Source organism: Sporolactobacillus kofuensis (assembly GCF_024125425.1).
Lineage (GTDB): Bacteria > Bacillota > Bacilli > Bacillales > Sporolactobacillaceae > Sporolactobacillus > Sporolactobacillus kofuensis.
In genome coordinates this window covers 56,712-82,727 of record NZ_JAMXWN010000013.1, presented here as the reverse complement: position 1 = coordinate 82,727, position 26,016 = coordinate 56,712, and the positions used below count along the sequence as shown (strand labels likewise).

The 26,016-nt window shown below is 40.8% G+C and carries 26 protein-coding genes; 18 read left to right on the top strand and 8 right to left on the bottom strand.

The window, feature by feature from the left end; all coding sequences use genetic code 11:
* Positions 1–194 precede the first annotated feature (194 nt).
* Entirely contained in the window at positions 195–1,247 is a 1,053-nt protein-coding gene (locus NIE32_RS11295; protein WP_253077002.1) for an ATP-binding protein, read from the bottom strand.
* Between the two features lie 276 nt (positions 1,248–1,523).
* Here NIE32_RS11295 and NIE32_RS11290 point away from each other — a divergent pair, with 276 nt between their 5' ends.
* From NIE32_RS11290 to NIE32_RS14280, 5 genes are all read left to right on the top strand, one after another.
* On the top strand, positions 1,524–1,820 hold the full coding sequence (locus NIE32_RS11290; RefSeq protein WP_253077001.1) for a FeoA family protein: 297 nt from the start codon (positions 1,524–1,526) through the stop codon (positions 1,818–1,820).
* 68 nt (positions 1,821–1,888) lie between these two features.
* Positions 1,889–2,110, top strand: a complete 222-nt coding sequence (locus NIE32_RS11285) for a FeoA family protein (RefSeq protein ID WP_253077000.1) — start codon at positions 1,889–1,891, stop codon at positions 2,108–2,110.
* Positions 2,111–2,159: 49 nt separating this feature from the next.
* Positions 2,160–4,295, top strand: coding sequence for a ferrous iron transport protein B (gene feoB, locus NIE32_RS11280; protein WP_253076999.1), 2,136 nt, complete (start codon positions 2,160–2,162; stop codon positions 4,293–4,295).
* 20 nt (positions 4,296–4,315) lie between these two features.
* Positions 4,316–4,537, top strand: coding sequence for a hypothetical protein (locus NIE32_RS11275; RefSeq protein WP_253076998.1), 222 nt, complete (start codon positions 4,316–4,318; stop codon positions 4,535–4,537).
* A gap of 11 nt (positions 4,538–4,548) precedes the next feature.
* Positions 4,549–4,932 (top strand): heavy-metal-associated domain-containing protein, encoded by a 384-nt coding sequence (locus tag NIE32_RS14280; protein ID WP_354327363.1) that lies wholly within the window; start codon positions 4,549–4,551, stop codon positions 4,930–4,932.
* Positions 4,933–5,244: 312 nt separating this feature from the next.
* Here the strand turns inward: NIE32_RS14280 and gpmA are convergent, their stop codons facing one another.
* Complete coding sequence (gene gpmA / locus NIE32_RS11265; RefSeq protein WP_253076996.1) at positions 5,245–5,988, bottom strand: 2,3-diphosphoglycerate-dependent phosphoglycerate mutase; 744 nt, start codon at positions 5,986–5,988, stop codon at positions 5,245–5,247.
* Between the two features lie 318 nt (positions 5,989–6,306).
* Between gpmA and NIE32_RS11260 the strand changes: the two genes are divergently transcribed.
* The 3 genes from NIE32_RS11260 to NIE32_RS11250 all read left to right on the top strand — a co-directional run bounded on the left by NIE32_RS11260 (position 6,307) and on the right by NIE32_RS11250 (position 8,419).
* Positions 6,307–7,092 (top strand): threonine/serine exporter family protein, encoded by a 786-nt coding sequence (locus tag NIE32_RS11260; protein WP_253076995.1) that lies wholly within the window; start codon positions 6,307–6,309, stop codon positions 7,090–7,092.
* Between the two features lie 10 nt (positions 7,093–7,102).
* The gene (locus NIE32_RS11255; protein ID WP_253076994.1) at positions 7,103–7,591 is read left to right on the top strand and encodes a threonine/serine exporter family protein; all 489 of its coding nucleotides are present in this window, start codon (positions 7,103–7,105) and stop codon (positions 7,589–7,591) included.
* A 129-nt stretch (positions 7,592–7,720) separates the two neighbouring features.
* Positions 7,721–8,419, top strand: a complete 699-nt coding sequence (locus tag NIE32_RS11250; RefSeq protein WP_253076993.1) for an SGNH/GDSL hydrolase family protein — start codon at positions 7,721–7,723, stop codon at positions 8,417–8,419.
* A gap of 275 nt (positions 8,420–8,694) precedes the next feature.
* Here the strand turns inward: NIE32_RS11250 and NIE32_RS11245 are convergent, their stop codons facing one another.
* Positions 8,695–10,803, bottom strand: a complete 2,109-nt coding sequence (locus tag NIE32_RS11245; RefSeq protein ID WP_253076992.1) for a DNA topoisomerase III — start codon at positions 10,801–10,803, stop codon at positions 8,695–8,697.
* Positions 10,804–11,096: 293 nt separating this feature from the next.
* On the opposite strand from NIE32_RS11245, the gene NIE32_RS11240 reads away from it, so the two are divergent.
* The 5 genes from NIE32_RS11240 (at position 11,097) to NIE32_RS11220 (ending at position 16,977) form a co-directional block, all read left to right on the top strand.
* Positions 11,097–11,531, top strand: a complete 435-nt coding sequence (locus NIE32_RS11240; protein ID WP_253076991.1) for an Hsp20/alpha crystallin family protein — start codon at positions 11,097–11,099, stop codon at positions 11,529–11,531.
* Positions 11,532–12,109: 578 nt separating this feature from the next.
* Positions 12,110–13,867: an ABC transporter transmembrane domain-containing protein gene (locus NIE32_RS11235; RefSeq protein WP_253076990.1), complete on the top strand. Its 1,758-nt coding sequence runs from the start codon at positions 12,110–12,112 to the stop codon at positions 13,865–13,867.
* On the top strand, positions 13,864–15,657 hold the full coding sequence (locus NIE32_RS11230; RefSeq protein WP_253076989.1) for an ABC transporter ATP-binding protein: 1,794 nt from the start codon (positions 13,864–13,866) through the stop codon (positions 15,655–15,657). Before NIE32_RS11235 ends, NIE32_RS11230 begins: the two co-directional genes overlap by 4 nt.
* A gap of 373 nt (positions 15,658–16,030) precedes the next feature.
* A complete protein-coding gene (locus NIE32_RS11225) occupies positions 16,031–16,342 on the top strand; it encodes a hypothetical protein (RefSeq protein WP_253076988.1) in 312 nt (103 codons plus the stop codon).
* Between the two features lie 203 nt (positions 16,343–16,545).
* Positions 16,546–16,977 carry a hypothetical protein gene (locus NIE32_RS11220; RefSeq protein ID WP_253076987.1) on the top strand — a complete coding sequence of 144 codons (432 nt, stop codon included), beginning with the start codon at positions 16,546–16,548 and terminating at the stop codon, positions 16,975–16,977.
* Between the two features lie 101 nt (positions 16,978–17,078).
* Here NIE32_RS11220 and NIE32_RS11215 read toward each other — a convergent pair whose 3' ends face one another.
* The 5 genes from NIE32_RS11215 to NIE32_RS11195 form a co-directional block, all read right to left on the bottom strand.
* Positions 17,079–18,200, bottom strand: a complete 1,122-nt coding sequence (locus tag NIE32_RS11215; RefSeq protein WP_253077008.1) for a mechanosensitive ion channel family protein — start codon at positions 18,198–18,200, stop codon at positions 17,079–17,081.
* Between the two features lie 161 nt (positions 18,201–18,361).
* Positions 18,362–18,787 (bottom strand): VOC family protein, encoded by a 426-nt coding sequence (locus NIE32_RS11210; RefSeq protein WP_253076986.1) that lies wholly within the window; start codon positions 18,785–18,787, stop codon positions 18,362–18,364.
* Positions 18,788–18,886: 99 nt separating this feature from the next.
* A complete protein-coding gene (locus tag NIE32_RS11205; protein WP_253076985.1) occupies positions 18,887–19,237 on the bottom strand; it encodes a YrdB family protein in 351 nt (116 codons plus the stop codon).
* A gap of 17 nt (positions 19,238–19,254) precedes the next feature.
* Entirely contained in the window at positions 19,255–19,920 is a 666-nt protein-coding gene (locus tag NIE32_RS11200; protein ID WP_253076984.1) for an MBL fold metallo-hydrolase, read from the bottom strand.
* A 6-nt stretch (positions 19,921–19,926) separates the two neighbouring features.
* The gene (locus NIE32_RS11195) at positions 19,927–20,556 is read right to left on the bottom strand and encodes a TetR/AcrR family transcriptional regulator (protein WP_253076983.1); all 630 of its coding nucleotides are present in this window, start codon (positions 20,554–20,556) and stop codon (positions 19,927–19,929) included.
* A gap of 180 nt (positions 20,557–20,736) precedes the next feature.
* On the opposite strand from NIE32_RS11195, the gene NIE32_RS11190 reads away from it, so the two are divergent.
* The 5 genes from NIE32_RS11190 (at position 20,737) to NIE32_RS11170 (ending at position 25,964) form a co-directional block, all read left to right on the top strand.
* Entirely contained in the window at positions 20,737–21,018 is a 282-nt protein-coding gene (locus NIE32_RS11190; RefSeq protein WP_253076982.1) for a GNAT family N-acetyltransferase, read from the top strand.
* 204 nt (positions 21,019–21,222) lie between these two features.
* On the top strand, positions 21,223–22,641 hold the full coding sequence (lpdA, locus tag NIE32_RS11185) for a dihydrolipoyl dehydrogenase (RefSeq protein ID WP_253076981.1): 1,419 nt from the start codon (positions 21,223–21,225) through the stop codon (positions 22,639–22,641).
* 23 nt (positions 22,642–22,664) lie between these two features.
* Positions 22,665–23,663: a thiamine pyrophosphate-dependent dehydrogenase E1 component subunit alpha gene (locus tag NIE32_RS11180; RefSeq protein ID WP_253077007.1), complete on the top strand. Its 999-nt coding sequence runs from the start codon at positions 22,665–22,667 to the stop codon at positions 23,661–23,663.
* A 12-nt stretch (positions 23,664–23,675) separates the two neighbouring features.
* Complete coding sequence (locus tag NIE32_RS11175; RefSeq protein ID WP_253076980.1) at positions 23,676–24,659, top strand: alpha-ketoacid dehydrogenase subunit beta; 984 nt, start codon at positions 23,676–23,678, stop codon at positions 24,657–24,659.
* A gap of 18 nt (positions 24,660–24,677) precedes the next feature.
* Entirely contained in the window at positions 24,678–25,964 is a 1,287-nt protein-coding gene (locus tag NIE32_RS11170) for a dihydrolipoamide acetyltransferase family protein (protein WP_253076979.1), read from the top strand.
* Positions 25,965–26,016 lie beyond the last annotated feature (52 nt).

Genomic DNA, 26,016 nt, shown 5'->3' with positions numbered 1-26,016 from the left:
TACTATGAGCCAATGGGAGATTTTTTTTTATTATCAAGTTAAATTCTAAATGGAAATAGGAAGTACAAGGCAAGCAAAACGTAGCGTTCACAACTCGTGAATCACGCTTTGTTCTCCATTAATTACGCGTTAATTTCTCTTTTAAGCGAGAGTAAAGGATTATTCGCTGAGTATTTGTCAGCGAAACTTTTTCTTTAACGGTTGATTGATGGAAAAATAACATGGAAGGTTGTGCCTTGATGTTCTTCACTCGTTACGATGACTTTCCCCTTGTGGTTTTTGATGATTGAATAGGTAACCATTAGTCCAAGACCGGTCCCGGTTTGTTTTGTTGTGAAAAATGATTTTCCAAGATTCTCGAAAACTTGTTTTGGCATTCCTTCGCCAGTATCCCTTATTGAAATATGTTCATGATGAGCTGATGATGAAAGATCAATGGTAATTTTTCCGTCTGCTGCTGTCGCTTCCAGCGCATTTTTAACAAGATTAACAAAGACTTGCTTCAATTGTGTCCGGTCACCAACGATAAAATGATGATGATTGCTTGAAGTGAGTTTAATAGCAACTTGCTGCTTCAAGGCTTGCCCTTCAAACAATGTCATGGTTTCCTGAGCAATCTCTACGAGATCAAACTGGGTGAATCGTTCTCGATTCGGTTTGGTAAAGTACAGCAATTCATTCGTAATCCGTTCGATCTGCTCAATCTCTCGCATAATAATTTCCATATAATCTGTATGAACCTCTGAACTCGCTTCCATAAGTTGAAGAAATCCTTTGATCGAGGTTAACGGATTACGAATCTCATGAAGAATCCCTGCTGACAATTCACCAATAACTGAAAGTTTCTCCGACTGCCGCATACTTTCCTCTACTGCTTTCCGTTCACTAATATCACGTATTGTTAGTTGAGCCATGCACTGTTCTTGATCTCTAAAAGGCTGACAAGTAAACTCAACAGGAATCTTTTTGTTCGTACTCGAATGAATGGATAGTGGAAAAGTAACGGCGTTTTTTTGGCCAGAACGAATTTCGTTTAAATGGTCAGAGAAAATCGGTAAGTCCAAAGGATCTAGAAACAAACCCATTGTAAGTCCATTGAGAGGGGTACGTTCATCGAAGGATAACAATTGATTGGCTGCTCGGTTAGAATATACAATTTTTCCATGACTAATCAATACAATAGCGTCAATGGTCTGTTCGATCATTTGTTTGAAATCGAATGCGGTCGATTTGCTATTTTCAGTCATTTCATAGCCTCCTAATGAAATCATAGATTTATGAATACCTTTTGTAAATACATATGTTGAACATTTGGCAAATATTTCTTCTTTTTGTATGATTTTATAGAAGAAAAGAAAGAATTGTCACAAATTGTTGAATTGCCGTTTTTTCATGAAAGAATGTCATAAGACGTTCATAAATTTATATTGTGATCAATAAAAAGAGGGGCTAAAATTTAATTGAAAACAATTCTCATTATCAATATTAATGCAATGACGTGAACAATAAAGGAGACTAGATCTATGGACGACGTGAATAGGTCTGTTTTAGGCAATGAACATACAGTTTGTCGTCAAGAAGCCAAGGAAGAAAAGAATCGAAATGCGCTCCCATTGAGTTTGGTTCATGCAGGTGACTCGGTGTGCGTAAAATGGATTTCCGGTAAAGGTGAAACGAGACGTCTTCTTAGCACCCTTGGATTTGTCGAAAATACTTTACTTACAGTGATTTCAGAAATGGATGGAAATGTCATTGTGAACATAAAAGGAACCAGAGTGGCGGTAAGTAAAGTCATGGCAAGACGTGTGATGACCGAATAATTGTCTTTTTAAAAGAGCACTTGACAGGTTAACCATCTGCAAGAGTTAAGTATTTATGGGGGAACAACATGAGAACACTTAGAGAAGTGAAGCCGGGAGAAACGGTTGCTGTTGGACGATTAAAAGGAGCGGGTGCACTTCGGAGGAGAATTATGGATATGGGTATTACTAAAGGAACGAAAATCTATGTACGCAAAATCGCTCCACTTGGTGACCCTATTGAAATTACGGTGCGTGGTTATGAACTCTCTATTCGTAAAGAAGAAGCGGATCAAATTGAAATCGTTTGAACGTGAAAAGTTTTTACAGTTTAGATAGAGAAGATGGGAGGCATAAGTCTTGAAGATCGCACTCGTAGGTAATCCAAACTGTGGGAAGACGACCATGTTTAATGCGTTAACAGGGAACAGTCAATATGTCGGGAATTGGCCGGGTGTCACTGTTGAGAAAAAAGAGGGAAGACTCAAATGTCATAAAGATGTAGTGATTACCGATCTTCCTGGAATCTATTCGCTTTCTCCATATTCATTGGAGGAAGTCGTCAGTCGAAATTATCTTCTTAATGAGCATCCAGATGCCATTATTAATCTCGTCGATGCTTCAAATATCGAACGCAATTTATACTTGACAACGCAAATTGTTGAACTAGGCATTCCCGTTGTTCTTGCTCTGAATATGATGGATATTTTGGTTAAGAATGGCGATAAAATCGATTTAAGAAAATTAGAGACAGTATTTGGTTGCGCTGTTGTTGAAACCGTTGCCGTGAAGGGAAAAGGTGCGATCAAAGCTGCTGAAAGGGCTATTGAACGCGTAAACGCTAACAAGAAACAGATACCTAAGCATAAATTTTCCAACGAGATAGAACTACCGATCGCAAAAATATCCGAATTAGTAAAGGATTATGTTGAACCAGTACATGTTCGGTGGTTCGCTGTAAAATGTTTTGAACGAGATAAAAAAATACTTGCAGAGGCAAAACTTTCTCCTCAAAAACTAGAACAATTGGAAAAAATTATTTCTCCGGTAGAAGATGAGTATGAGGATGATAGCGAATCGATCATTATCAATGAACGCTATGATTTTATTGCTCAGGTTGTTGAAGAGACAGTACATAAGAAAGCTAGGACGACATCGACTTCAGACAGAATTGACAAAATTGTTACCAATCGTTTTCTCTCGCTACCCATTTTTGCGGGAATCATATGGCTTGTCTATTATGTCTCCGTAACTACTGTTGGAACGATGGTCACCAACTGGACCAATGATACATTGTTCGGTGGATGGATTACTCAAGGGGCAACCCGTTTTTTTAATATGATCGGAACTGCTGATTGGTTGACTGGTTTAATCGTCGATGGGATCATTGGCGGTGTTGGCACCGTGCTTGGCTTCGTACCTCAGATGTTGATCTTGTTTTTCTTTTTGTCGATTCTGGAAGACTCCGGATACATGGCGCGGGTTGCTTTTATCATGGACCGAATTTTTCGTCGTTTTGGACTCTCCGGAAAGTCATTTATTCCATTATTGATCAGTTCAGGCTGCGGTGTTCCTGGAATCATGGCAACCAGAACGATTGAAAATGAGAAAGACCGTAAACTGACAATTATGCTCACGACATTTATTCCATGTGGTGCAAAACTGACGATCATTACAATGATTGTGACGACCTTTTTTCCTGGTTCTACCTGGATTGCACCAGCTATGTACTTTCTTGGAATTACAATGATTGCGATTTCGGGCATTATTTTAAAAAAGACAAGATTTTTTGCCGGAGAACCTGCACCATTTGTTATGGAATTACCCGCCTATCACATGCCTTCTCTAAAAGGTGTTTTGATCCACATGTGGGAACGCGGTAAACACTTTATTATTAAAGCCGGAACGGTTATCTTTATTGCCTGTGGCTTGATATGGTTTCTCTCCTCATTTGGATGGGACCTTCGATTAACAGAGGATATTAATCAAAGCATGCTCGCAACAATTGGAAAAGTGATCAGTTGGTTCTTGGTACCCCTTGGATTTGGCACATGGAAGGGGGCAGTTGCGACAATCAGTGCTCTAGCCGCTAAGGAAAACGCGATTGGCACGCTTGCTGTTCTTAATGGCGTATCCATGCAAGGAAATGCTCATGCATTAATTGACGGTATTCGTTCAATGTTCTCAAGTGTGGGTGCGTTATCTTTTATGCTCTTTAACTTGTTTAATCCACCGTGTATTGCTGCAATAGGAGCAACGAGTAGAGAAATGGGTGGCCCTAAGTGGACAATGATCGCTCTCGGTTATCAGACGATCTTAGGGTATAGTGTTTCGTTTATCGTCTACCAATTAGGCAGTGTGTTCTTCCTTGGAAATCGTTTTGGCATCGGCGCCATACTATCAGTTATTATTCTGGCGTTCGTACTCATTCTTCTTCTGAGACCAGCACCTAAGTTTCATGATTTTGCACGCCATCGTTCCGAAATTAACCTATGAAAGATAAAGGGGTTTTGTCGATGAATGGATCAACAATTCTTATACTTTTCTTCATCCTCACGCTCTATGTATTGGCGATTCGTTATGTGAAAAGAAATAAAAGCGCGTGTACAGATTGTGGACTGAGCGGTGCATGTCCTGTGAAAGATTTGCGAAAAACGGCAAAACAATGCCACGTCTCTCTTACTGAATTGCCAAAGCCTTCACGAGACGAATTGCGGATGATGATCCGGAACGACTAAATTTGAAAGGTGTGGTGACTATTTTGTCCACAATACTACTATGTACGATCCTCATCATCTTGGCGGTACTTGCATTTCAGAGCTTAGTGAGAAGCATACGCTCGGGTTGCTGTGGTAGCGGAAGGAACGCTCTCAAGAAAATAAAAGTGCATGATCGAGATCCCCGTCATTACTCTAATGTTGCGCTTATTAGAATAAGTGGAATGACATGTCAAAACTGTGCACTACGTATTGAAAATGCATTGAATGCATTGCAAGATGTTGATGCAGAGGTATATTTTGAAAAGAAAGAAGCGATCGTGAGGATGCAGAAAAGTATTCCTGAGCGGATCGTTTCTCAAGTCGTTTCCAAGGTAGGCTATACCGTAACTGCAATCTCAAAAATAAATAATTAATAAAATGATAGCCTTTACATTTTTTAAGAAAGGGTTTACAATATCATTGTTATGAGTTGTTAAATGCCCATCATAATACTTTGCACCTTGCATGGTTACCCAGTTTTTGATATGGATTTTTAAAATCTAACGTAAGCCGGATTGCCCATCACGACTTACTTCAGATTTTATTCATGAACAAATCCATGATTTGCTCCCTAATGTCTAGGGGGCTTTTTTATTATTTAAACGTAGTGAAGAGATCAATAAGTTCTATTGAGACTAACAAGGGTATAAAAAAACACTCCTAGAGGAGTGTTTTTGTTGAAAACCTTATTTTGTTTCAGCTGAAGGAAGTACTTCTTTATCGCTCGGACCTTCTGCAGTGAGGTAGTAGCGATTGAGTGGCTTCAGATTGTCGTCCAGTTCATAAACAAGCGGTGTGCCTGTAGGAATATTCAAGCCTACAATCGTATCAGCATCAACATTATCAAGGTGCTTAACCAGCGCACGAAGTGAGTTGCCGTGTGCAGCGATGATCACTTTTTTGCCGGCTTCGATTTGAGGAGCAATTTCTTTTTTCCAGTAAACAAGAACACGATCAACAGTGTCAAGAAGATCTTCTGTTAATGGCTGTTCAGATTCTGGAAGATTTGCGTATCTTGGATCATTCAGCTGAGCAATAAAGCGTTCATCATCTTTTTCAAGTGCCGGTGGCTTAACATCAGCAGAACGTCTCCAGATATGTACTTGCTCATCACCATATTTTTCAGCGGTTTTTGCTTTGTTCAGACCTTGAAGTGCTCCGTAGTGACGTTCGTTTAGACGCCATGAGTGTTCAACAGGAATCCAGGTCAGATTCAAGGCATGAAGAACGTTCCATAAGGTGTGGTTAGCTCTTGTCAGTACAGAAGTGTATGCTTGGTCAAAAGTGTAGCCGTTCTTCTTCAGAATTTCTCCTGCTTCCGTAGCTTCCTTTTCACCTTGTTCAGTCAAGTCTACGTCTGTCCAGCCGGTGAACCGGTTTTCAAGGTTCCAAGCACTTTGTCCGTGCCTGATCAATACGAGTTTGATCATTAGTGTGAAACACTCCTCTCAGTTTTGAAAACAATGTGATCACTTGTAGCCTGCTCATATAAGAAGGAAGATTAGTTTCCTTCACATTTTCTTAGTATAAGCATGTACTAGAAGTATCGACGTGATGAAGTCATTTTACTCAAATCACTTGCGTCAAGCGGCATAGAATGACGAAGCAGTGATTTTTACATCAACTAATTATAGCATGGTTTTGTTTGTTTGACATTTTCATCTTTTAAAACTCTGTGAAAGTCTTGTTATCAATGAATGCTCATATTATAATGAGCATACTCAAAAAAGAGAGAGAAGTCGTGAAGAATGAATGGTTTCTTAGAAAAGTATCAAACGAAGGGCAGTAAGGATGAATTTATTCATGAAGTTGCAGCAGTATGTGTATTAACGGGTAAAATACTTCTTCAAAATGGAGCAGAAACGTATCGCGTTGAAGATACAATGAATCGAATTGCTAACAGTTATGCGGTGCATCATGCACAGAGTTTCGTTACACCAACTGGAATCATCTTTTCCATTGAGGACCATGATGTCACACAGTTGGTTCGAATTAATCAGAGAGGCACAAACTTGCGAAAAGTAACTGAAGTCAATACGTTGTCACGAAGAGTAGCCCAAGGAGAAGTTAGTCTTAATGAATTGTATCAATTACTTCGCCAAATTGATCGTTCAACGGTCGCCTATTCCGAGCCTTTACAGATTTTTGCAGCAGCCGTTGCAAGTAGCTGTTTTTTATTGATGTTCTTGGGGAAATGGCAAGATTTGCTTCCGGCTTTTTTTGCAGGAGGAGCAGGTCAGGCGGGGATGATTTATTTCCACAAATTAGCTAAAGTTAAATTTTTCTCGGAATTTATGTCATCAATTGTCATTGGCATGATTGCTCTATTAAGTGTAAGACTCGGGTTGGGTATCGAAATGAACAAAATCATTATAGGTGCGGTAATGCCGCTTGTTCCTGGCGTTGCGATTACAAATGCCGTACGTGATATTATGGCAGGAGATTTGGTTTCCGGATTGTCAAAAAGTGCGGAAGCAGGACTTACCGCTTTTGCCATTGGCATCGGTGTGACGTCTGCCATGATGCTTGGTTGAGGTGACGGTTATGCATTTATTCATTGTGATTACGATTCAAGCGATAACGAGTTATCTTGCTACTTGTGCTTTTGGAATCATCTTCAACATCCCGATGAAACCATTGCTGCATGGCGGACTGATCGGAATGGTTGCCTGGCTCATTTATTTCTTTCTCTTTGAATTCAGTGGTAATGATTTTGCAGCGACATTTGCTGCATCCCTTGTTATCGCGATTATGAGCCAAATTTTCGCTCGCCTGTGCAAAAATCCTGTGATACTCTATAGCGTTTCCGGGATCATCCCGCTTGTTCCTGGCGGCTTGACTTATTCAGTCATGAGCCGAGCCGTTTATAACCATTTTGATGTTGCCCTGTATTTTGCAGAAAAGGTTTTTATTCTCTCAGGGGCGATTGCGATGGGGCTTATTTTTGCAGAGGTATTTTATCAAATTTTCGAAAGAGTAAAGCATCACTCATCCAAAAAAATAAAAAAAGATTTTTTCTTTGTAAAAAAGTAATTTATTTCTCACAATAATCTGTAAAAAGCTGAGTTCATTTGGTAGTATTTAGCTTATAATGAGTTTGCTCCGATCGTGTGTACACGATCTGTGCAAGGCCCTGTCGTGATAAATGAGAGGTGATTGGAAATGAAGATGATTTGTTTTGGCGACAGCGTCACGCGTGGTATTACGTTTGTTCGTGGAAGATTTAAGATTATCAGAGAGAATTATCCTGCGCTTTTGCAACGATTTCTTGGTGACCAAGATGAAGTCATCAATAAAGGAGTTTTCAATGATAACTCAGACTTGTTAGTGAAAAGGTTAGATCAAGATGTACTCAGTCTACATCCTGATTTGGTTTTCATTAACATCGGAGGAAACGACTGTAACTTTCCATGGGATCAAGTGGCGAAGTTGCCTGATTCGGAACATGTACCCATTGTCCCTTTGGATCGCTATTTAACCAATGTAACCGAGTTGATTTCTCGTATTTCTTCTTCAGGTGCCCTACCGGTGATTCTAAGCTTACTTCCACTTGATCCGGCCAGATACTATCAATCACTGATGCAGCACTACAATCATTCAATCGGTCATTGGATTGGAATGTGCGGTGGAATTGAACATTGGCATGGGATGTATAATCGTGCCCTAAAAGAACTTTGTCAGAAAACAGGTGCAAAACTGATTGATGTACGCTCCGCATTTAAGCAAAAAGGGGAATTTAATGAGTTGATCAATGAAGATGGCTTGCATCCGACAGCAAAAGGTTACCAGGCACTCGCTGAAATTGTGTTCTCGTGTATTCCCGACTTGAAAAGATCGGCAAGCCAGTTTCACGCATTATGATTTGATTCTAATAATAACTGGGCAAAATCGCCCGGTTATTTGTTTGCTTCAAATTGTGCGCTTGACGTGGGGGAGATCTATGAGCCTCCTTGGTCAAGCACCGATCTGTTAGGGCTAACTTGGCTCGCATCAATAGGAATGCGTGTAGTGTCGCGCATCTTCGCTGCATTTTCGAGCACAATGTTTTCTATATTTTTATCGTTGCAGAAAGACCATCGTTAATGAATAACGATGGTCTTTTTTTGAAGCGAACTAGGGTTCCTATCTTTATCTGATTAATCTTTATCTTGATGCGTATTAAAAGCGTTTTTCAAAGCGTCTGCAAGGCTATTTCCGAGAGGCTCACTCGTGCTGTTCAATTTATTGAGTAAACGACGTGTTTCTCTCTTGTCTGCTTTCTTCCTTGTCTGCTCTGCTTTTTCGATGATACCGCAATTCCGACACTGAAAGTAGATCCCTGCTTTTCCATGATGCATTTCCATCTTTTTGTGGCATTGTCGGCACCGTTTATTTGAAAGTTTCGGGTCTTTTCGTTTTCGAAAACCGCATTCTCGGTTGATACAAACAAGAATACGGCCACCATCGCGATCGCGAACTTCTTTCATAGGCGACCCGCATTCAGGACATTTTGAGCCCGTAAGGTTCTGCATTTTGTAAGCATGATCGCTCTCTTTGACTTCGCGGACAAGCTGCTCGGTTTGCCGGCGGATCTTCTCCATGAATTGCGAGGGGCTTCCATTACCCTTGGCAATCTCTTCGAGTCGTTGTTCCCACTGAGCGGTTAATTCCGGGGACTTAAGGCTATCATTGACCAGATCAATCAATTGTTTGCCCTTTGCGGTCGGATGCAATCGTCCATTTACACGTTCGACTGACTCTGCTTGTAACAATTTCTCGATAATATCTGCACGAGTAGCGGGTGTGCCTAACCCAAATTGTTCCATTTTTGTAAGCAAATCAGCTTCTGAGAATCGGGCCGGAGGTTCTGTCATCTTTTCCTTTTGGATAACTTGCTTAATGTTCAAGGCCATTCCTTTTTGAAGATGCAAGCGACTTGATGTGCTGCTCTCTTCATGACGTGCATTTAATTTCTTAAAACCAAGTTCTGTTTGAGTGTTCGTCTTTAAAATAAATAACTCACCATGAACAGCCAATTCAGCGCGCATACTTTGATAGGTGTATTCAGGGTAAAAGAGGGCGAGAAAGCGTCGAACAATTAAGTCATACAATCGCCGCTCATCCTCAGACAAGTCGCCTACGAATACGGGTTCTTCCGTCGGAATAAGTGCGTGATGGTCACTGACTTTATTGTCATTGTATACAAAAGAGGCAGACACTTTTCCTTTTTGTTGAGAAAGAATGGGGCGCACTTCATCTCCATACGCCGAAGAAATCGCCTTTAATCGATCCGGCATAGTCGCAGCAATGTCGCGCGTCAGATAACGGGAATCTGTTCGTGGATAGGTGACAATTTTATAGCGTTCATAAAGATTTTGCAGGACATTCAACGTTTTTTTCGCTGAAAAACCAAATTTTCGATTGGCATCACGTTGAAGCTCTGTAAGATCATAGGGGAGGGGCTGTTTTTCGTGCTTCACCTTAGTGACGACATTTCTAACGGTTGCTTCTTGACCGGTAACCTTCTGGCGTAATCTCTCTGCTTCTTCACGTGCTTGTATGCGCGATTGATCGTCTTTTTGCCAAACTGCGGTGCACTGACCAAGATCAATGTGGAGTGTCCAATAAGGTTGTGGTTGAAACGCACGAATGACTTCTTCTCTTTTTAGTATCATAGAAAGCGTTGGTGTCTGTACGCGACCGGCAGACAGTGAATCATTGTATTTAGTTGTCAATGCACGTGAAATATTCAGGCCAATCAGCCAGTCTGCCTCTGATCGACAAACCGCAGACTGATAGAGTTTATCATAGGATTTTGCTGGTTTAAGTTGGCTAAATCCTGAGCGGATGGCTTTATCTGTTTGCGAAGACACCCATAAGCGCTTAACCGGTTTGTGCCAATTAATTTTTTCAATAATCCAGCGAGCAACAAGTTCCCCTTCACGACCTGCATCTGTTGCAATGATCAGATCACCCAAATCTTTCCGTTGAGCGAGATTTTTTATGGCTTGATACTGTGCGCGCGTCTGCTTAATTGGTTTGATTTCCATTTTATCAGGAATGATCGGCAAATCTTCAAGACGCCAAGTCTTATATTTTTGATCATATTCTTCAGGCATTTTTAACTCGATGAGATGACCGAGTGCCCAGGTAACAACATAGTGATCACCTTCGATAAAGTGACGATTGGCATTCTTACAACCGAGTACACGGGCGATTTCTCTTGCTACACTGGGTTTCTCTGCCAAAACAAGTGATTTAGACATACACAAAGTTCCTTTCTTCCGAGTCCGAGATCGGGCAATACTCATTATTATAACGGAATGGATCAAGAATTTCAGGAAAAAAGAAAATGGTCAAAGAAGGACAATTAAATTTGACCTTATTTGACCATAGAGCTATAATAAGGCTGTGAGGGTTAGGAAAGGTGATAACCCCAAATAATAATCAAACATGTTTAAGAGGTGCGATGAGTGATGTGATTTATAGTTTATCAATTACAGAGCTTAAATGCAGATCATTAACCTTTAAACAAAATGCACATTTAGGAGGAATTAATATGGCAAATCTTTATCCAACAAAAAGAGATCGTGATGGATTCTTTGATTTTCTACCTTCCTTGTTTGATGAATGGGGACACAATTTCATGCATAACACTTCATTACAACCTCTTGCCGCTGATGTTCAGGAAAAGTCAAATGCATATGAAGTAAAGATGGATCTTCCTGGGTTCACTAAGGAGAACATTCACATTGATTATGATCAAGGTGTTTTAACTATTGATGCAACGCGGAATCAGGAGTCTAATGAAAAAGCTGAAGATGGAAGCTTTATTCGTAAAGAACGTGCTTCAGGCTCATATACAAGACGGTTTATGCTCGATGGTGTTAAAGATGAAGCGATTCAAGCATCTTTTAAAGATGGTGTTCTTGCGATTACGCTACCTAAGAAAGAGGAAAGTAAGCAAAATCATAAAGAAATTTCAATCCAATAAATACACTCGATGAAAATAAGAGGAGATCTCCGGATTTCCTCTTATTTTTTACAGAGAATAAACCAATTGATTAATCGTAAATGGAGTGAGGAAGCGAGACGCCAGCGGGATCAGGTGCCAGAGAGACCCCGCAGATTTTTGCTTGTTCAAGGAGGCTCACGGTGCGCCCGCGGCAAGCGAGCAATCGAAGCAAAACCGATGCAAACTAAGTACTGGACGATTTTTGCCCAGTGTTATTATGAATGATTGGTGAATTGATGGAAATTCTAACAAGATTCATTCAATTCAGGGTTTACTTCAATTGGAAATAATTATATAATGGCTACATTGATTTTAAAAGGGTGGAGGTGAACGTCATGAGAAGAACATATCGGACAATTAATGGAGTACGCAAGTTCGTTGTTAATCCCGTTGTCCTTCTGACGTTTGCCTCTTTTCCTCGGCACATTTGACGATTTAATCGGCTAGTTCTAGCGATTTTATGTCTTTACGAAAAAGCCACGGAGAAGAGATGCGTTGTTCTCCGATGGCTTTTTTTGTGCTGTTAAGATGATTGTGTTTGACAAGGGGGTAGTTGCGTGCGCATTTTTATTGATCTATGGTGGTTTTTTAAACAAGAACGATTAAAGTATTCTCTCGGCGTTCTGTTTCTCATGCTTTCAAGCTTTCTTTCGCTAATACCGCCCCATGTCGTTGGGGTGTTGGTGGATGACATTCGGACAAAAAGCTTAACGCCCGTTTTATTGGGTAAATGGATTCTATTTCTCGTGATTATTGGCGTTATTTACTATTTTACCGGTTTTCTATGGCGCCAATTGATCTTCGGTTCTTCAATCATATTGGCTAATCAGTTGCGTAATGATCTCTATAAACATTTTACAAAATTGTCTCCAAACTTCTTTCAGAAAAGAAGAATTGGAGACCTGATGGCACATGCGACAAACGATGTGAATGCAGTTCAAGGAGCTGCTGGTGAAGGAATCCTCACTTTAGTTGATTCTATGACCATGGGAACGATGGTTATTATGACCATGTCAGCGCTCATCAGCTGGAAACTGACCATTATTACATTATTACCAATGCCGATCATGGTTATGCTGACGATGTATTATGGAGCGCTTCTCCATAAACGATTTGGAAGGGCACAAGCTGCTTTTTCCGATCTCAATGACAAAGTTCAGGAGAATGTTTCGGGAGTTCGCGTGATCAAAGCTTTTGGAGAAGAGAAAGCTCAAATTAAAATGTTTCAAAATGCTTCTCGTGATGTAGTAAATAAGAACATTGCGGTCGCAAAGATTGATTCACTTTTTGATCCTACGATTACTTTTATAGTTGCAATCTGTTATTTCCTTGCCCTTATTTTTGGAGCAAAGTATGTGGTTGAGGGATCGATGACGATTGGTGGATTGACCAGTTTTACCTTATACCTTGGTCAGCTCGTTTGGCCAATGCTCGCTTTTGGGTTCTTATTTAACATTGTTGAACGAGGCAGCGCTTCATATGACCGGATTCGCAAATTACTCGCCATTAAACCTGAAATTACCGACAAAAAAGGAGCATCTGCCAAGATTCCGAGTGGTGCTGTAGAATACGCTATACCTCGTTTCCATTATCCGGAAAGTGCTGCGGAAGTACTCTCGGATATTCAAATCAAAGTGGAACAAGGGCAAACCCTTGGTATCGTCGGAAAAACTGGTGCCGGAAAAACAACGTTGCTTCGACTTTTGCTTCGTGAATTTGATCTTCAAGAAGGTAAACTATGCATTGGTGGAACCTCTATTTCCGATGTCACTTTGGAAGCATTGAGAAGTGCCATTGGCTATGTGCCTCAGGATCACATCCTTTTCTCCGCTACAATTGCTGAAAATATTGCTTTTGCAAAACCAGAAGCAACGCGTGAAGAAATTGAGCGGGTAGCAAAACTCGCAAGTATTCATGAAGACATTCTTCATTTTAAAGAGGGCTATGAGACCATTGTTGGTGAGCGCGGAGTCACTTTATCCGGTGGTCAAAAACAGCGGATTTCTATTGCCCGAGCATTACTCGCTCATCCGGAAATTCTTATTTTTGATGACTCGTTATCTGCAGTTGATGCGCGTACTGAAGTTTCCATCTTGCAGGCATTGAAACGTGAACGGTCAAACAAGACGACACTTATATCCGCCCATCGCTTAAGTGCCGTCGAACACGCGGATCTGATTATCGTGCTTGAAGAAGGAAAGATTATTGAACAAGGTACTCATGAAGATTTGATTGAACAACACGGATGGTATGCAGAGATGTATGCACATCAACAATTGGAATCTCTTGTTTCGGAAGGAGGGCAAAAGGCATGAACGAAGAAGAAAAATTAATGAATGTTAGCGGTCGTTCGGTCATGAAGCGGTTGCTATCCTATCTGAACTATCATAAAGGCAAAGTGACGTTCACTCTATTCGTCTTATTAATTGCAACTGCGGCAGATGTACTTGGTCCAATTGTTATGAAGATTTTTATTGACGACTACCTTACCCCACGCATTTTTCCGGTAAGACCGTTAATTTTGCTTGCAGGAGCGTTTTTAGCTTTGTATTCGATCTCAGCATTGTTTAATTATTACCAAGTCATTTCCTTCCAGAAAATTGCATTAGCGATCATTCAAAGAATGCGCGTAGAAGTCTTTGCTAAGGTTCAGCATCTCGGTCTGCGTTTTTATGATCAGACACCGGGCGGAAGTCTTGTGTCAAGAATCACGAATGATACGGAAACAATCAAAGATTTGTATGTGACCGTATTGTCGACAATTGTAAATAGTACAGTGATGATGATTGGTATTTTTGCAGGGATGTTCTTCCTTGACGTGAAACTCGCATTGATATGTTTCATTCTGATGCCGTTTTTGATCGTGTTAATGTGGGTGTACCGTACACTAAGTTCAAAAATCTATCGTGTAACACGAATTAAACTCAGCCAGTTGAATGCAAAGTTGAATGAGTCACTGCAAGGAATGGCTATGATTCAGGCGATGCGACAAGAGAAACGGTTACGGAACGAATTCGGTAAAATCAATGGTGATCATAAAAGAGCGATGCTTAAAAGTGTTCGGTTAAACAGTTTAATGCTACGCTCTGCAGTATACTCAGTCTATTTGCTGGGATTAATCATGATTCTTGGGTTCTTTGGTATCCAATCATTTGACCATGTGGTGAAAATTGGTGTGCTTTATGCATTTATTAATTATCTTGACCGGTTCTTTGATCCAATCAACCAAATTATGCAGCAGTTGACCATATTTCAACAAGCGATGGTTTCAGCTGAACGGGTATTTGGTCTACTTGATGATGAGCGGATGGCTCCGGTGCAGCAGGGATCCTCCAATCCGAAAGTAGAAGAGGGAAAGGTAGAATTCCGAAATGTTACCTTTTCTTATGATGGCAAAACGGATGTGCTGAAAAATATCTCATTTACAGCAAATCCTGGTGAAACGGTGGCACTCGTGGGGCATACCGGGAGCGGAAAAAGTTCAATCATTAATCTGTTAATGCGTTTTTATCCAATTGAACATGGGGGTGTCTTCATTGATGGTGCACCACTCACGGCATACTCGGATGATGAGTTAAGAACTCGAATCGGCTTAGTACTTCAAGATTCCTTTATGTTTGTAGGCGATGTGGCCGACAACATACGGCTCAGTCATGAACACATATCCGAGAAGCAGATTGAAGAAGCAGCAGAATTTGTGCAGGCCGATCGATTCATCAATAAACTGCCAAATCAATATCACGAGCCAGTGGGTGAACGCGGTGCTACTTTTTCGAGTGGACAGCGCCAATTACTATCTTTTGCGCGTACTATGGCATTATCTCCCAAAATTCTTGTTTTGGATGAAGCAACAGCAAGTGTTGATACAGAGACTGAGGAAGCAATTCAAACTGCCCTTTCTAAGATGAGAAAGGGGCGGACGACGATCGCAATTGCACATCGGCTTTCCACTATTCAAGATGCAGACCAGATTCTTGTCCTTCATCGTGGTGAAATTGTTGAACGTGGGACGCATCAAGAACTATTACAAAAAGGTGGTCTCTACTTTAATATGTATCAGTTGCAGCACGGAAAAGGAATGGAACATGTGTCTTCCGCTCAATAAATGCGATTGGAATCTTCATCAATGATTGGATTGTAAGAGGGTGGTGTCTCATTCGTTTATTTTTAACAACAAGACACTTTTCTTTTTGCAGAAAAAGAAGAACAATTTTATGAATCAAAGTACGGAGTAAATGAACAGTTACGCGTAATCGAAGCACAGCATTGTTGTTGGTATACCCGTTAGGGCTAACCTTATTTTTTTTTCGTACTCGGTGCATGAAGAACGTTTTATCGTGGACGTGTTATTTGCTGATAGGTAATACGGATCAATTTTGCTCATTTTCCTTGTTTACCTTTCGATAAGGTGGCGAAATGGCATATAATAAGGGTGTAAGGCGTGCCAAGAGAAATTGAGCAAGAGGTGATTTCTAACCATGGCAAAACAAATTGCATCGATCAAAATTCCATTAACTTCATCTGGCGGATTAACCTTAAAGCGGGCGATTCGGCTTTATGAAAGAATTAGAAAGTGCAGCTGTAAAGCATACTTTTCTGATAATGGAACGACATTTCCGATTGAGAGCCTAACACAAACAATAACCTATTTATCCACGATTAATAAAAAAGAGATATTACTGGTGCTTGAAGGTGAAGATGCGCGCGTCCTGCATCAAAAGATCATGGAAAGCATTCAACTCGTCCAAGAAAATGCACGTGAAAATCCAGGACTTTATCGGCATGGTTGAGTTACAGAGAATTTTGCAGAGTTATAGTGAAGTTAATAGATCAAATAATAAACAGGACAACGTAGATGTTGTCCTGTTTATTTAAATGGATCAGATGATGCTCATGCATGACTGATGAGGGCCAAGCATAGAATGATTTCAAGTCCATCTGTCTATCCGTAACATCACTTTTGCAAGAAGATCTGAATTCACAAGGAGAGAACATGATGCGCCGACGATCTATTGAAATCACCACTTGCTCCATTAGCGTTGCAGCCGCAAGTGCACAAGCTCTATTCGGTGGATTTTCCTATCTTGCCGTTCAAATGGATCCTATGATGACCAGGTATTCGCATATTAAGAATAATGATATAACCGTCCGCGGGATACAAAGCAGTTTGCTGTCGTTTGGCAGTCATGCTTTTTTCGCAGGTCTTCTCTGTATGCTGATGTCCCTCATTGCTTTATTGTTCTTAGTAAAAAATCGAACGCCAAAATTCTCAGGACTGTTGCTTCTTCTAGCCGGAGTAGTGAATAGTCTCATACTCTTTGGTACAGGTCTTCCAGTCGGCATCATTGTCGTTATCGCGGGGATCATTGTGATCACCGGTAAATCCGTCGTTCACACTCCATATTTACCAAATCATGATCAATGAATGGATTTCTTAATGAATAAGTTCTAATTTTTACTGACATTAAACGCTCAAATGAAGAGGAGACGTGTATCATAACGTTACTCATTTTTTGAGCAAATTGCTTATTCTTGAGCATGTAATTGTGAATGTTCAGCTTTGGTATCATTACTTGAATGAGGTTTCTGAATCGTTTCTTCCTGAGCAGGTACAACCACTAACGCACGAGTTGTTGCCATATTTATTTGTTCTTCCTGGAGAATTTCCAATACAGCATAGTTGTATTTTTCTTTTTCTTTGAGCCATTCTTCAAAGTCAATGGTTTTAATAAAAAAGTCAATTGTTAAATCCATACTGTTAGACGTAATCTTATCTAAATAGACTAATTTCTTTTCATCATAAACTTCTGGGTCTGCTGTTAATGTCTGCTTAATTTTCGCAAGGCATCGCTTTAGCTGTTCATTGCTCGTATTTGGATCAAGGTGAAGGTTGAGAACAACGCGTCGTTTATCCATTTTTGATAAATTTGTGATTGGAGAATTTGCAAGCGTTGAATTCGGAACAGTCACGAGGGCGAGATCAGCTGTTCGAATTCGAGTTGACCTGAAATTAATATCCTCAACTACACCCTGAATGGATCCCGCTTGGATTAAATCGCCAATGGTGAATGGTGCATCGGTAATGATCACAATTCCACCAAATAAATTACTTAAAGTATCTTTCGCTGCCATAGCAATTGCGAGTCCGCCAATGCCTAGTCCAGTGATCAACCCGGTTACATGATAGTTCCATTGATCGAGGATTAATGCAATCGTCATGACAGCAACAACAAATTTCATAATCTTTGAAAGAAAAGGAATGACAATCGTATTAAATTGCAGATCATAGCGATCCCCCATCCGATGGAAGAAAATACCGATCGCATCAGAGAAAATATAGAATCCCCATCCAATTGAAAATGTTGCAACTGATTTGTAGAGTAAGGTGACCATGCCCTTCCAATGATGCGGCATAGGAAGGTAGAGCAAAGCCAGATAGAAACCGGTACATAATAAGATAAAAGTAATTGGTCGACGAAACGCGGTAACCAGTGCATCGTCAATCGGTGTTTTACTTAATTTTACAATCCGAGAAACAAGGTTCATAAAGTATTTTGAGAATAATTTTCGCAATAGAAAAAAGATAAGAACGATGGAAACAGAAATAATACCGTCCAACCAAGTGATTTTTACAATCCAATCAAACATGTCCACTTCATTCACTCCGAAATAATATTTACTACTATCATAGCATGGAATGCTTATCCGTTGATCATGCGCGAAACGAAAATCAACCCTGACCTAGGCAATAAAAAAGCGGCGATGCAACGAAGCGTTGCAAGCCGCTTTTCATCTTTATTCTGAGAAGATTACATTTTACCATCAGTGAAGATTTGGAACGTAATACCAAATTTGTCTGTGACAATTCCATATGCCGGGCTGAAAAATGTTTCTTGTAACGGCATTTTCACTTGACCACCATCACTTAATGCATTAAAAAACTGTGTTGATTTGTCTTTGTTTTCAGAAGTGATACAAAGCGTAATTTGATCACCTGTTTGGCTTGATTGGCCTGGAAAATTATCGGAAAACATGAGATCGGATTCTCCGATTTTTACCATTGCATGGGAAACGAGATTTTTAGCCTCTTCAGGTAGTGGAGCATTTGGGCTTTCAGGCATCTCTCCGAAACTTTGTTTGAATACGACTTGTGCATCCAATACTTTTTCATAAAACTGAATGGCTTCTTCTGCATTCCCGTTCATCATTAAATAGGGTGCTATTTTCAATGCCATGCTTATCTCGCTCCTTTTTCAATTCGATTAGTTTGACCAAAGTACGTATTAATTATACGAAAAAGAACTTATGTTCGCAACGGAAATTTGCTATATTTGTCACATTTTTGTTGATAGATTCCAATTCTCGGTGAGCGTGACAAGCATCAGAGTGACAATGAAAAATGAGAGCGCAAAAAAGCGTTGACCGATGGCGTAGAAAGCAATTGCACTCAATGAAAAGATGATTATTTTTACAGGAATGCGTATCATTAAGCCAGTAGGGTATACCGCTTTTGGTGCAAGAAACAGTCCCCAACTAATGGCAACGACAAGCGGTAGTCCAATACCAAGCAGACATTTGAGAAGCAATCCTTTTGGTATTTGGAAACCCCAGAGACCAAAGGAGAGAAGAGCTGTAAGTTCAGCAAAAAAGGTTAGCGTAAGCATCCATATTTTTATTATGTCCATGTAAATCAACCCTTTTTTTAGATTGTGTTCGCTTTAAGATAATCAGAAAGCTGATCGGCAGGAAGGAAAACAGATTGACCGTGGCAGACCTCGAGTCGCGTAGGTTTTAACTGATCGACAATTGCTGCACTTCGAACGGCTTCAGCCATATCTCCAGTGAACATAGGCATTGGTCGGTGCAGAGCGCCTTTTTTTGATGTGAATAAGTCACCAGAAAGTAGAATGTTATCTTGTTCATGGAAATAAACGACATGTCCCGGGGAGTGGCCAGGAGTGAAATAAGGTGTGAGATCGCCAATTGGATTGAATTTGCCATTCATTTCATCAAGTGGTTGAACGCAGTGCTTCTCTACGGTCTTCTGAGCTTTCTTACGGCGTGGGTAAGGTAAGTCTCCTTCCATGTAAGGAATTTCTCTTTCGTGAGCATAGATGGGCACTTGATGATGTTTTAGAATTTTTGAAAGGGCACCTGTATGATCACTGTGACCATGCGTGAGCAAAATGCGCTGCAGAGGTCCTCGGCCGAGTCTTTCAATTTCATTTACTATGCCATTAGCCATCGGTGAAACACCAGCATCAACTAAAGTCAATCCCTGTTTGTCAGCAACAAGCCATACAGTAATTGGGATCAATATCCAAGATTGCACACTCCAGATATGTTCGGAAATTTGTTTTATTTTCAATCTTCCTCACTCCTTTTCTACTCTTCGTGTGAAACCGGTAAGTAAAACATCGAATGCTTCAATAAATGTCGGTGTAAGACGTTGACTCAATGCTTCAACTGTTTCTTCAGACTCCATATACGTGCCGATGATCCCGCGTATCAGATAGAATAAAATACGTGAATAACTGAGTTGAGCGGAATCACTGACATTATTTGGCAAACATTCGCACAATGCCTGTTTCAGTAGTTGAAAGATTTCAATTCGGATCTTATTTATTTCAATTTCAGGATGCGCTTCATCGACTCTCGATGGTTTCGTTTCAAAGAAAATCCGATACATATTACGATGTCTCAGGCAAAAATGGATGAAAAGTAAACAAAAAGAAATTAATTTTTGTTCTGACTGATTATTCTTTTGAGAGAGCACGTGTTCCAGCTGAGCTTTCAAATGAGTAAGTGACGGTTCGGATAATGCATAAAGCAATGCTTCCTTATCTTTAAAATAGATATAAAGAGTTGTGTGTGAGCAGCCAGCATTTCGAGCAATCTCACGTATAGTCACTGCATTATAACCTTTCTCAGTGAATAGTCGTGCAGCGGCTTTTAATAGTTCATTTTTAGTTCTTTCTGAGTGTTGTTGCGACAATTTGGACATAAATCGAAGTCCTTTCATTTTATATAACCATTGGTTATATAATAACCGTTGGTTACCTTATTGGCAACGGTCAAGAATTAATTTTTTCACCTGACAAATTATGTTACAGTGAGATCAGAATCTTGTTCAGAAATGCGGACATAGTAAAAGGATGATCGAAGAAAGTGTGAGGTTAGACTTATGATTCGAAGAGCGAAGAGTAATGATTTAAAACAAATTATGGAAATTATTCATCGGATCATTCCAATTATGCAATCGGGCGGTATCGATCAATGGGATCATACCTATCCAAATGAGGCAGTTATCGACGGGTGTGAACAAGGTTATCAATCGATACGACTAGATACATCGGTTAAAAATAAACCGGCAATTAAATTATATTTAAAACTTGGGTATAAAAAATTAGGAACAATTTCATTTCGAAATGGGCTCTTTTATTGCTTTGAAAAATCACTGATATAAGGAAGACGTGTTGGATTAATTTTTGCGGTATCTGCTCATACACCGATCATTTGAGACTTCTTCGGAACAAGAGTAAAATGAGTAATAGAAATGATGAGTGGGGTGTTGTTCACGATGCTCTACTTTTCATTAGTCTCGAAAAGTGAAACTTTTTGATCATTAACACGTAAGTAAGTCATGCAAGAATAGGGAGTGACTTTTTTTATGGCCAATAATTATGACCTGATCCTATTAGGTGGTGGAACAGGCGGGTATGTGGCGGCAATACGCGCGAGTCAATTAGGGCTACGAACCGCCATTGTCGAAAAAGACGCGCTTGGTGGAACATGCCTACACAAAGGATGCATCCCAACAAAAGCCTTACTCAGAAGCGCAGAGGTATATGAAGAAGTTAAAAAAAGTGCATCATACGGTATCGAAGTATCAGAAGTTGCACTGCATTTTGGAAAAATACAAGAACGCAAGCAAGCGATCGTAGACAAATTACACCAGGGTATTCAGCAACTGATGAAAAAAGGGAAAATTGATGTTTATCATGGAATTGGTCGTCTGCTTGGACCATCCATATTTTCACCTCTACCCGGTTCGATCTCAGTTGAATTTCCCGACAACAGAGATAATGAAATTCTGACATCAAAGAATGTTATTATTGCAACGGGTTCAAGGCCGCGTTCACTGAAAGGACTGGCCATAGACGGAGAGTATGTGCTCACATCGGATGAAGCATTGCAGCTCAGCGATTGTCCAAATTCGATAATCATTGTTGGCGGTGGTGTCATCGGCGTAGAGTGGGCATCCATGCTGGCTGATTTTGGCGCTGAAGTGACGATCATTGAATATAGTGATCGAATCATTCCGACAGAGGACAAGACACTTTCCATCACGCTCGCGAGAAGCCTGAAAAAAAGAGGCATAAAAATTGTCACTTCGGCGAAGGTTCTTCCGGAAACATTGCGAACAGGTGAAGGAGTCACAATTAATGCAGAAATTGGCGATCAACAGCAAACGTTTCATGCAGATAAAATGCTGGTTTCTGTTGGCAGACTGCCAAACACAGAAGATCTCGGACTTTCAAACACGGCAATTGAATTAGATCATGGGTATATTAAGACAAATGCATTTGGCCAAACGAAAGAATCTCAGATTTATGCAATAGGCGACGTCATCGGAGGTCTACAGCTTGCTCATGTTGCCTCCCATGAAGGAATAAAAGCAGTTGAGCATCTCGCCGGACTCCCGGTTGAGCCTCTACATCCAGAACTCGTTCCAAAATGTATCTATACCCACCCAGAGATCGCATCGATTGGATTGACCGAAGCTGAAGCGAAGAAAGAACATGTGGTGAAGGTAGGTAAAGTTCCCTTTGGCGCGATTGGTAAAGCACTCGTTTACGGTGAATCAGATGGATTTGCAAAGATAATCGCTGATAAGGCGACCGATGATATTCTAGGTATTCATCTGTATGGACCCCATGCTACAGACTTAATTGGTGAAGCAGCCCTAGCAAAATTACTGGATGCAACACCTTGGGAATTGTCAGAAGCAATTCATCCACATCCGACATTGACCGAAATTATCGGAGAAGCCGCGCTTGCGGTCGACGGGAGGGCTATTCATATATGATTAAAGATAAAAGTGAAACAACAATCGAGACGAATCGACACCAAGAACTCGGATTAACCGATCAAGATGTTTTGGATATCTATCTGAATATGTTGAAGGCAAGGAGAGTTGATGAACGGCTATGGCTCTTAAACCGTGCGGGAAAAATTCCTTTTGTTGTTTCCGGTCAAGGCCAGGAAGCAGCACAAGTTGGTGCAGCTTTTGCATTGAATCGAGATAAAGACTATGTGGCTCCTTACTACCGTGATTATGGCTTTGTTCTCGCTTGGGGCATGACCATTAAAGAGTTAATGCTCAATAACTTTGCAAAAGCAGAAGATCCAAATTCCGCAGGTCGTCAAATGCCCGGACATTTTAGCAGTAAGAAATTACGCATATTGAGTCATTCATCACCCGTAACGACTCAAAATCCTCATGCTGTTGGCATTGCTCTTGCCGCAAAGCTAAAGGGAGACGACATTGTCAGCTTCGTAACCTTTGGTGAAGGTTCGTCGAATCAAGGAGATTTTCATGAAGCTGCCAATTTTGCGGCGGTTCAGAAACTTCCAGTTGTCTTCATGTGTGAGAATAACCACTATGCAATCTCTGTTTCATTGAAACATCAATTAGCTTGTGAAAAGATTTCAGATCGAGCTATTGGTTACGGCATGCCAGGAAAGACTTTTGATGGCAATGATCCCCTTGCAGCATATGCCGCAGTCAAGGAAGCTTCCGACCGCGCACATCGTGGTGAAGGACCAACGTTACTTGAAGCAAATTGTTATCGTCTAATGCCGCACACGAGTGATGACAACGATATGACCTATCGGACAAAAAAAGAAGTTGATGAAGCTAAAAAAAATGATGGCGTGCTAACCTTTGCCAACTATTTGCGTGCAGTTGGTGTTCTGACTGAGGATAGAGAAAAAAAGATGGAGGAACAAGTCCGTAAAGAAATTGACGAAGCAACTGACTATGCGGAAAAGGCGCCATTTGATGATGCGGATACTGTTCTTCGTTACGTCTATGAGGAAGAGAACTAAGGAGGAGAGTTCATGCCGGTTATTTCATATATCGAAGCGCTCACTCAAGCACTTGACGAAGAAATGAGTCGCGATGAAAATGTATTTATTATGGGTGAAGACGTCGGGATGCGTGGAGGCGTCTTTCAGGCTACAAAAGGATTGTATGAGAAGTATGGAGAAAACCGAGTCATCGATACACCTCTAGCTGAATCGGCAATTGCAGGTGTTGGCATTGGTGCAGCAATGTACGGCATGCGTCCGGTTGCTGAAATGCAATTCTCAGATTTTATGCTGCCAGCCGCGAATCAAATTATATCGGAAGCAGCAAAAATGCGCTATCGTTCCAACAACGACTGGTCCGTGCCGATGACGATTCGGGCACCTTTTGGTGGTGGGGTGCACGGCGGCCTCTATCACTCACAATCTATGGAAGCAATATTTGCCAATGTGCCCGGTTTGAAAATAGTAATTCCATCAACCCCTTATGACGTAAAAGGGTTATTAAAAGCATCAATCCGTAGTAATGATCCAGTTCTGTTCTTTGAACATAAACGTGCGTACCGTTTAATTAAAGGTGAAGTTCCTAATCACGATTATGTACTCCCTCTTGGAAAAGCAGATGTGAAGCGCAAAGGTACAGATGTTACAGTGATTACCTATGGACTGATGGTTCATTTTGCATTACAAGCAGCAGAGAAACTGGCGGATGAAGGAATTTCCGTACACATTCTTGATTTGCGTACCGTTTATCCTTTAGATAAAGAAGCCATTATCGAGGCGGCATCCAAAACGGGAAAAATTCTGCTCCTTACGGAAGATACGAAAGAGGGCAGTATCATGAGTGAAGTGGCAGCAATCATTGCTGAAAATTGTTTGTTCGACCTTGATGCACCGATAAAACGTCTGGGAGCCCCGGATGCTCCGGCGATGCCTTATGCAGGTCCGTTGGAACAAGCATTTATGGTCAAGCCTGAACAAGTTGAAAATGAATTACGGAATTTAGCTGAATTTTAAGGAGAAGGGGGGATCCATATGGCAGTAGAACAAATGGCGATGCCACAATTAGGAGAAAGTGTAACAGAAGGCACAATCAGTCAATGGCTCGTATCCGTTGGTGATACAGTGAACAAGTATGATCCAATCGCAGAGGTAACGACTGACAAAGTGAACGCAGAGATTCCTTCAAGCTTTTCTGGTAAGATAACAGCTTTACTTGTTGGTGAAGGTGATACGCTACCTGTTGGTGAACCGATCTGCACAATCACTGTAGAAACAGCAGCCGAACCATCCGTTGAGAAACTTGCAAAGAATGCTTCAGTCGTGCATGCAAACCATGAAGAAGTACAGCCAGATACCTCAATGAAGAGACGTTATTCACCTGCTGTACTTAAGCTGGCTCAAGAACATCAGATTGACCTTGAGCATCTGTCAGGTACAGGGAGAAGCGGGCGTATTACGCGAAAAGATATTGAAAACTATATTACTAACGGTCAAGCAACTCAAGAAAAACAGATCGATGAGACGAAAGCAGAATCAACCCGTGCTGGCTGTTTCTCAGATGCCGTCGCACAAGCGGCTACTCAGTCAACTCCTGTTCAAAGGATTCATGAGAATGAGGCGGGTGATCATGTTGTCCCATTGACTGGGGTTCGTCGGGCGATTGCTTCAAATATGTTGCGCAGTAAGCACGAAATTCCACATGCTTGGACGATGATTGAAGTTGATGTCACCAATTTGGTCAACTATCGAAACCAAATTAAAGGTACCTTTATGAAAAAAGAAGGTCATAAGTTAACGTATCTTCCTTTCTTTATAAAAGCGATCGTTGCTGCACTTAAAGAGTTTCCTCGAATGAACAGTACATGGGCAGGAGATAAGATCATTGAAAAAAAAGCGGTCAATATTTCACTCGCTGTTGCCACGGATGAAGCACTTTATGTACCTGTAATTAAAAATGCAGATGAGAAAAGTATCAAAGGATTAGCTTTTGCTGTAGATGACCTTGCTGCAAATGTACGGGAAAATCGTTTGTCACCTGATGATATGCAGGGCGGAACCTTTACAGTGAATAACACGGGTTCATTTGGCTCCATTCAATCACAACCCATTATCAATTACCCTCAGGCAGCAATACTCTCAATTGAGTCGATTGTAAAACGTCCGGTCGTAGTCAATGATATGATTGCTATTCGGAATATGGTGAATCTCTGTATTTCTATTGATCATCGCGTTCTGGACGGGCTGATCACCGGAAGGTTTCTTGCTCGAGTTAAAGAGCTGCTGGAGAATATTAATCCGGAAAACACACCGATTTATTAATAAATAAAAAGGAATATAAGTAAACACCTCTCTTGTCCATTCTTTATGGGTA

Bases quoted from the DNA above. Each gene is read 5' to 3' on its own strand.
- NIE32_RS11250 (WP_253076993.1), top strand. From the start codon at position 7,721: ATGAAGATGATTTGTTTTGGCGACAGCGTCACGCGTGGTATTACGTTT.
- NIE32_RS11230 (WP_253076989.1), top strand. From the start codon at position 13,864: ATGAACGAAGAAGAAAAATTAATGAATGTTAGCGGTCGTTCGGTCATG.
- NIE32_RS11170 (WP_253076979.1), top strand. From the start codon at position 24,678: ATGGCAGTAGAACAAATGGCGATGCCACAATTAGGAGAAAGTGTAACA.
- lpdA (WP_253076981.1), top strand. From the start codon at position 21,223: ATGGCCAATAATTATGACCTGATCCTATTAGGTGGTGGAACAGGCGGG.
- NIE32_RS11290 (WP_253077001.1), top strand. From the start codon at position 1,524: ATGGACGACGTGAATAGGTCTGTTTTAGGCAATGAACATACAGTTTGT.
- NIE32_RS11215 (WP_253077008.1), bottom strand. From the start codon at position 18,200: ATGTTTGATTGGATTGTAAAAATCACTTGGTTGGACGGTATTATTTCT.
- NIE32_RS11195 (WP_253076983.1), bottom strand. From the start codon at position 20,556: ATGTCCAAATTGTCGCAACAACACTCAGAAAGAACTAAAAATGAACTA.
- NIE32_RS11175 (WP_253076980.1), top strand. From the start codon at position 23,676: ATGCCGGTTATTTCATATATCGAAGCGCTCACTCAAGCACTTGACGAA.
- gpmA (WP_253076996.1), bottom strand. From the start codon at position 5,988: ATGATCAAACTCGTATTGATCAGGCACGGACAAAGTGCTTGGAACCTT.
- NIE32_RS11220 (WP_253076987.1), top strand. From the start codon at position 16,546: ATGATGCGCCGACGATCTATTGAAATCACCACTTGCTCCATTAGCGTT.
- NIE32_RS11285 (WP_253077000.1), top strand. From the start codon at position 1,889: ATGAGAACACTTAGAGAAGTGAAGCCGGGAGAAACGGTTGCTGTTGGA.
- NIE32_RS11210 (WP_253076986.1), bottom strand. From the start codon at position 18,787: ATGGCATTGAAAATAGCACCCTATTTAATGATGAACGGGAATGCAGAA.
- NIE32_RS11205 (WP_253076985.1), bottom strand. From the start codon at position 19,237: ATGGACATAATAAAAATATGGATGCTTACGCTAACCTTTTTTGCTGAA.
- NIE32_RS11190 (WP_253076982.1), top strand. From the start codon at position 20,737: ATGATTCGAAGAGCGAAGAGTAATGATTTAAAACAAATTATGGAAATT.
- NIE32_RS11245 (WP_253076992.1), bottom strand. From the start codon at position 10,803: ATGTCTAAATCACTTGTTTTGGCAGAGAAACCCAGTGTAGCAAGAGAA.
- NIE32_RS11240 (WP_253076991.1), top strand. From the start codon at position 11,097: ATGGCAAATCTTTATCCAACAAAAAGAGATCGTGATGGATTCTTTGAT.
- NIE32_RS11260 (WP_253076995.1), top strand. From the start codon at position 6,307: ATGAATGGTTTCTTAGAAAAGTATCAAACGAAGGGCAGTAAGGATGAA.
- NIE32_RS11295 (WP_253077002.1), bottom strand. From the start codon at position 1,247: ATGACTGAAAATAGCAAATCGACCGCATTCGATTTCAAACAAATGATC.
- NIE32_RS11255 (WP_253076994.1), top strand. From the start codon at position 7,103: ATGCATTTATTCATTGTGATTACGATTCAAGCGATAACGAGTTATCTT.
- NIE32_RS11275 (WP_253076998.1), top strand. From the start codon at position 4,316: ATGAATGGATCAACAATTCTTATACTTTTCTTCATCCTCACGCTCTAT.
- NIE32_RS11225 (WP_253076988.1), top strand. From the start codon at position 16,031: ATGGCAAAACAAATTGCATCGATCAAAATTCCATTAACTTCATCTGGC.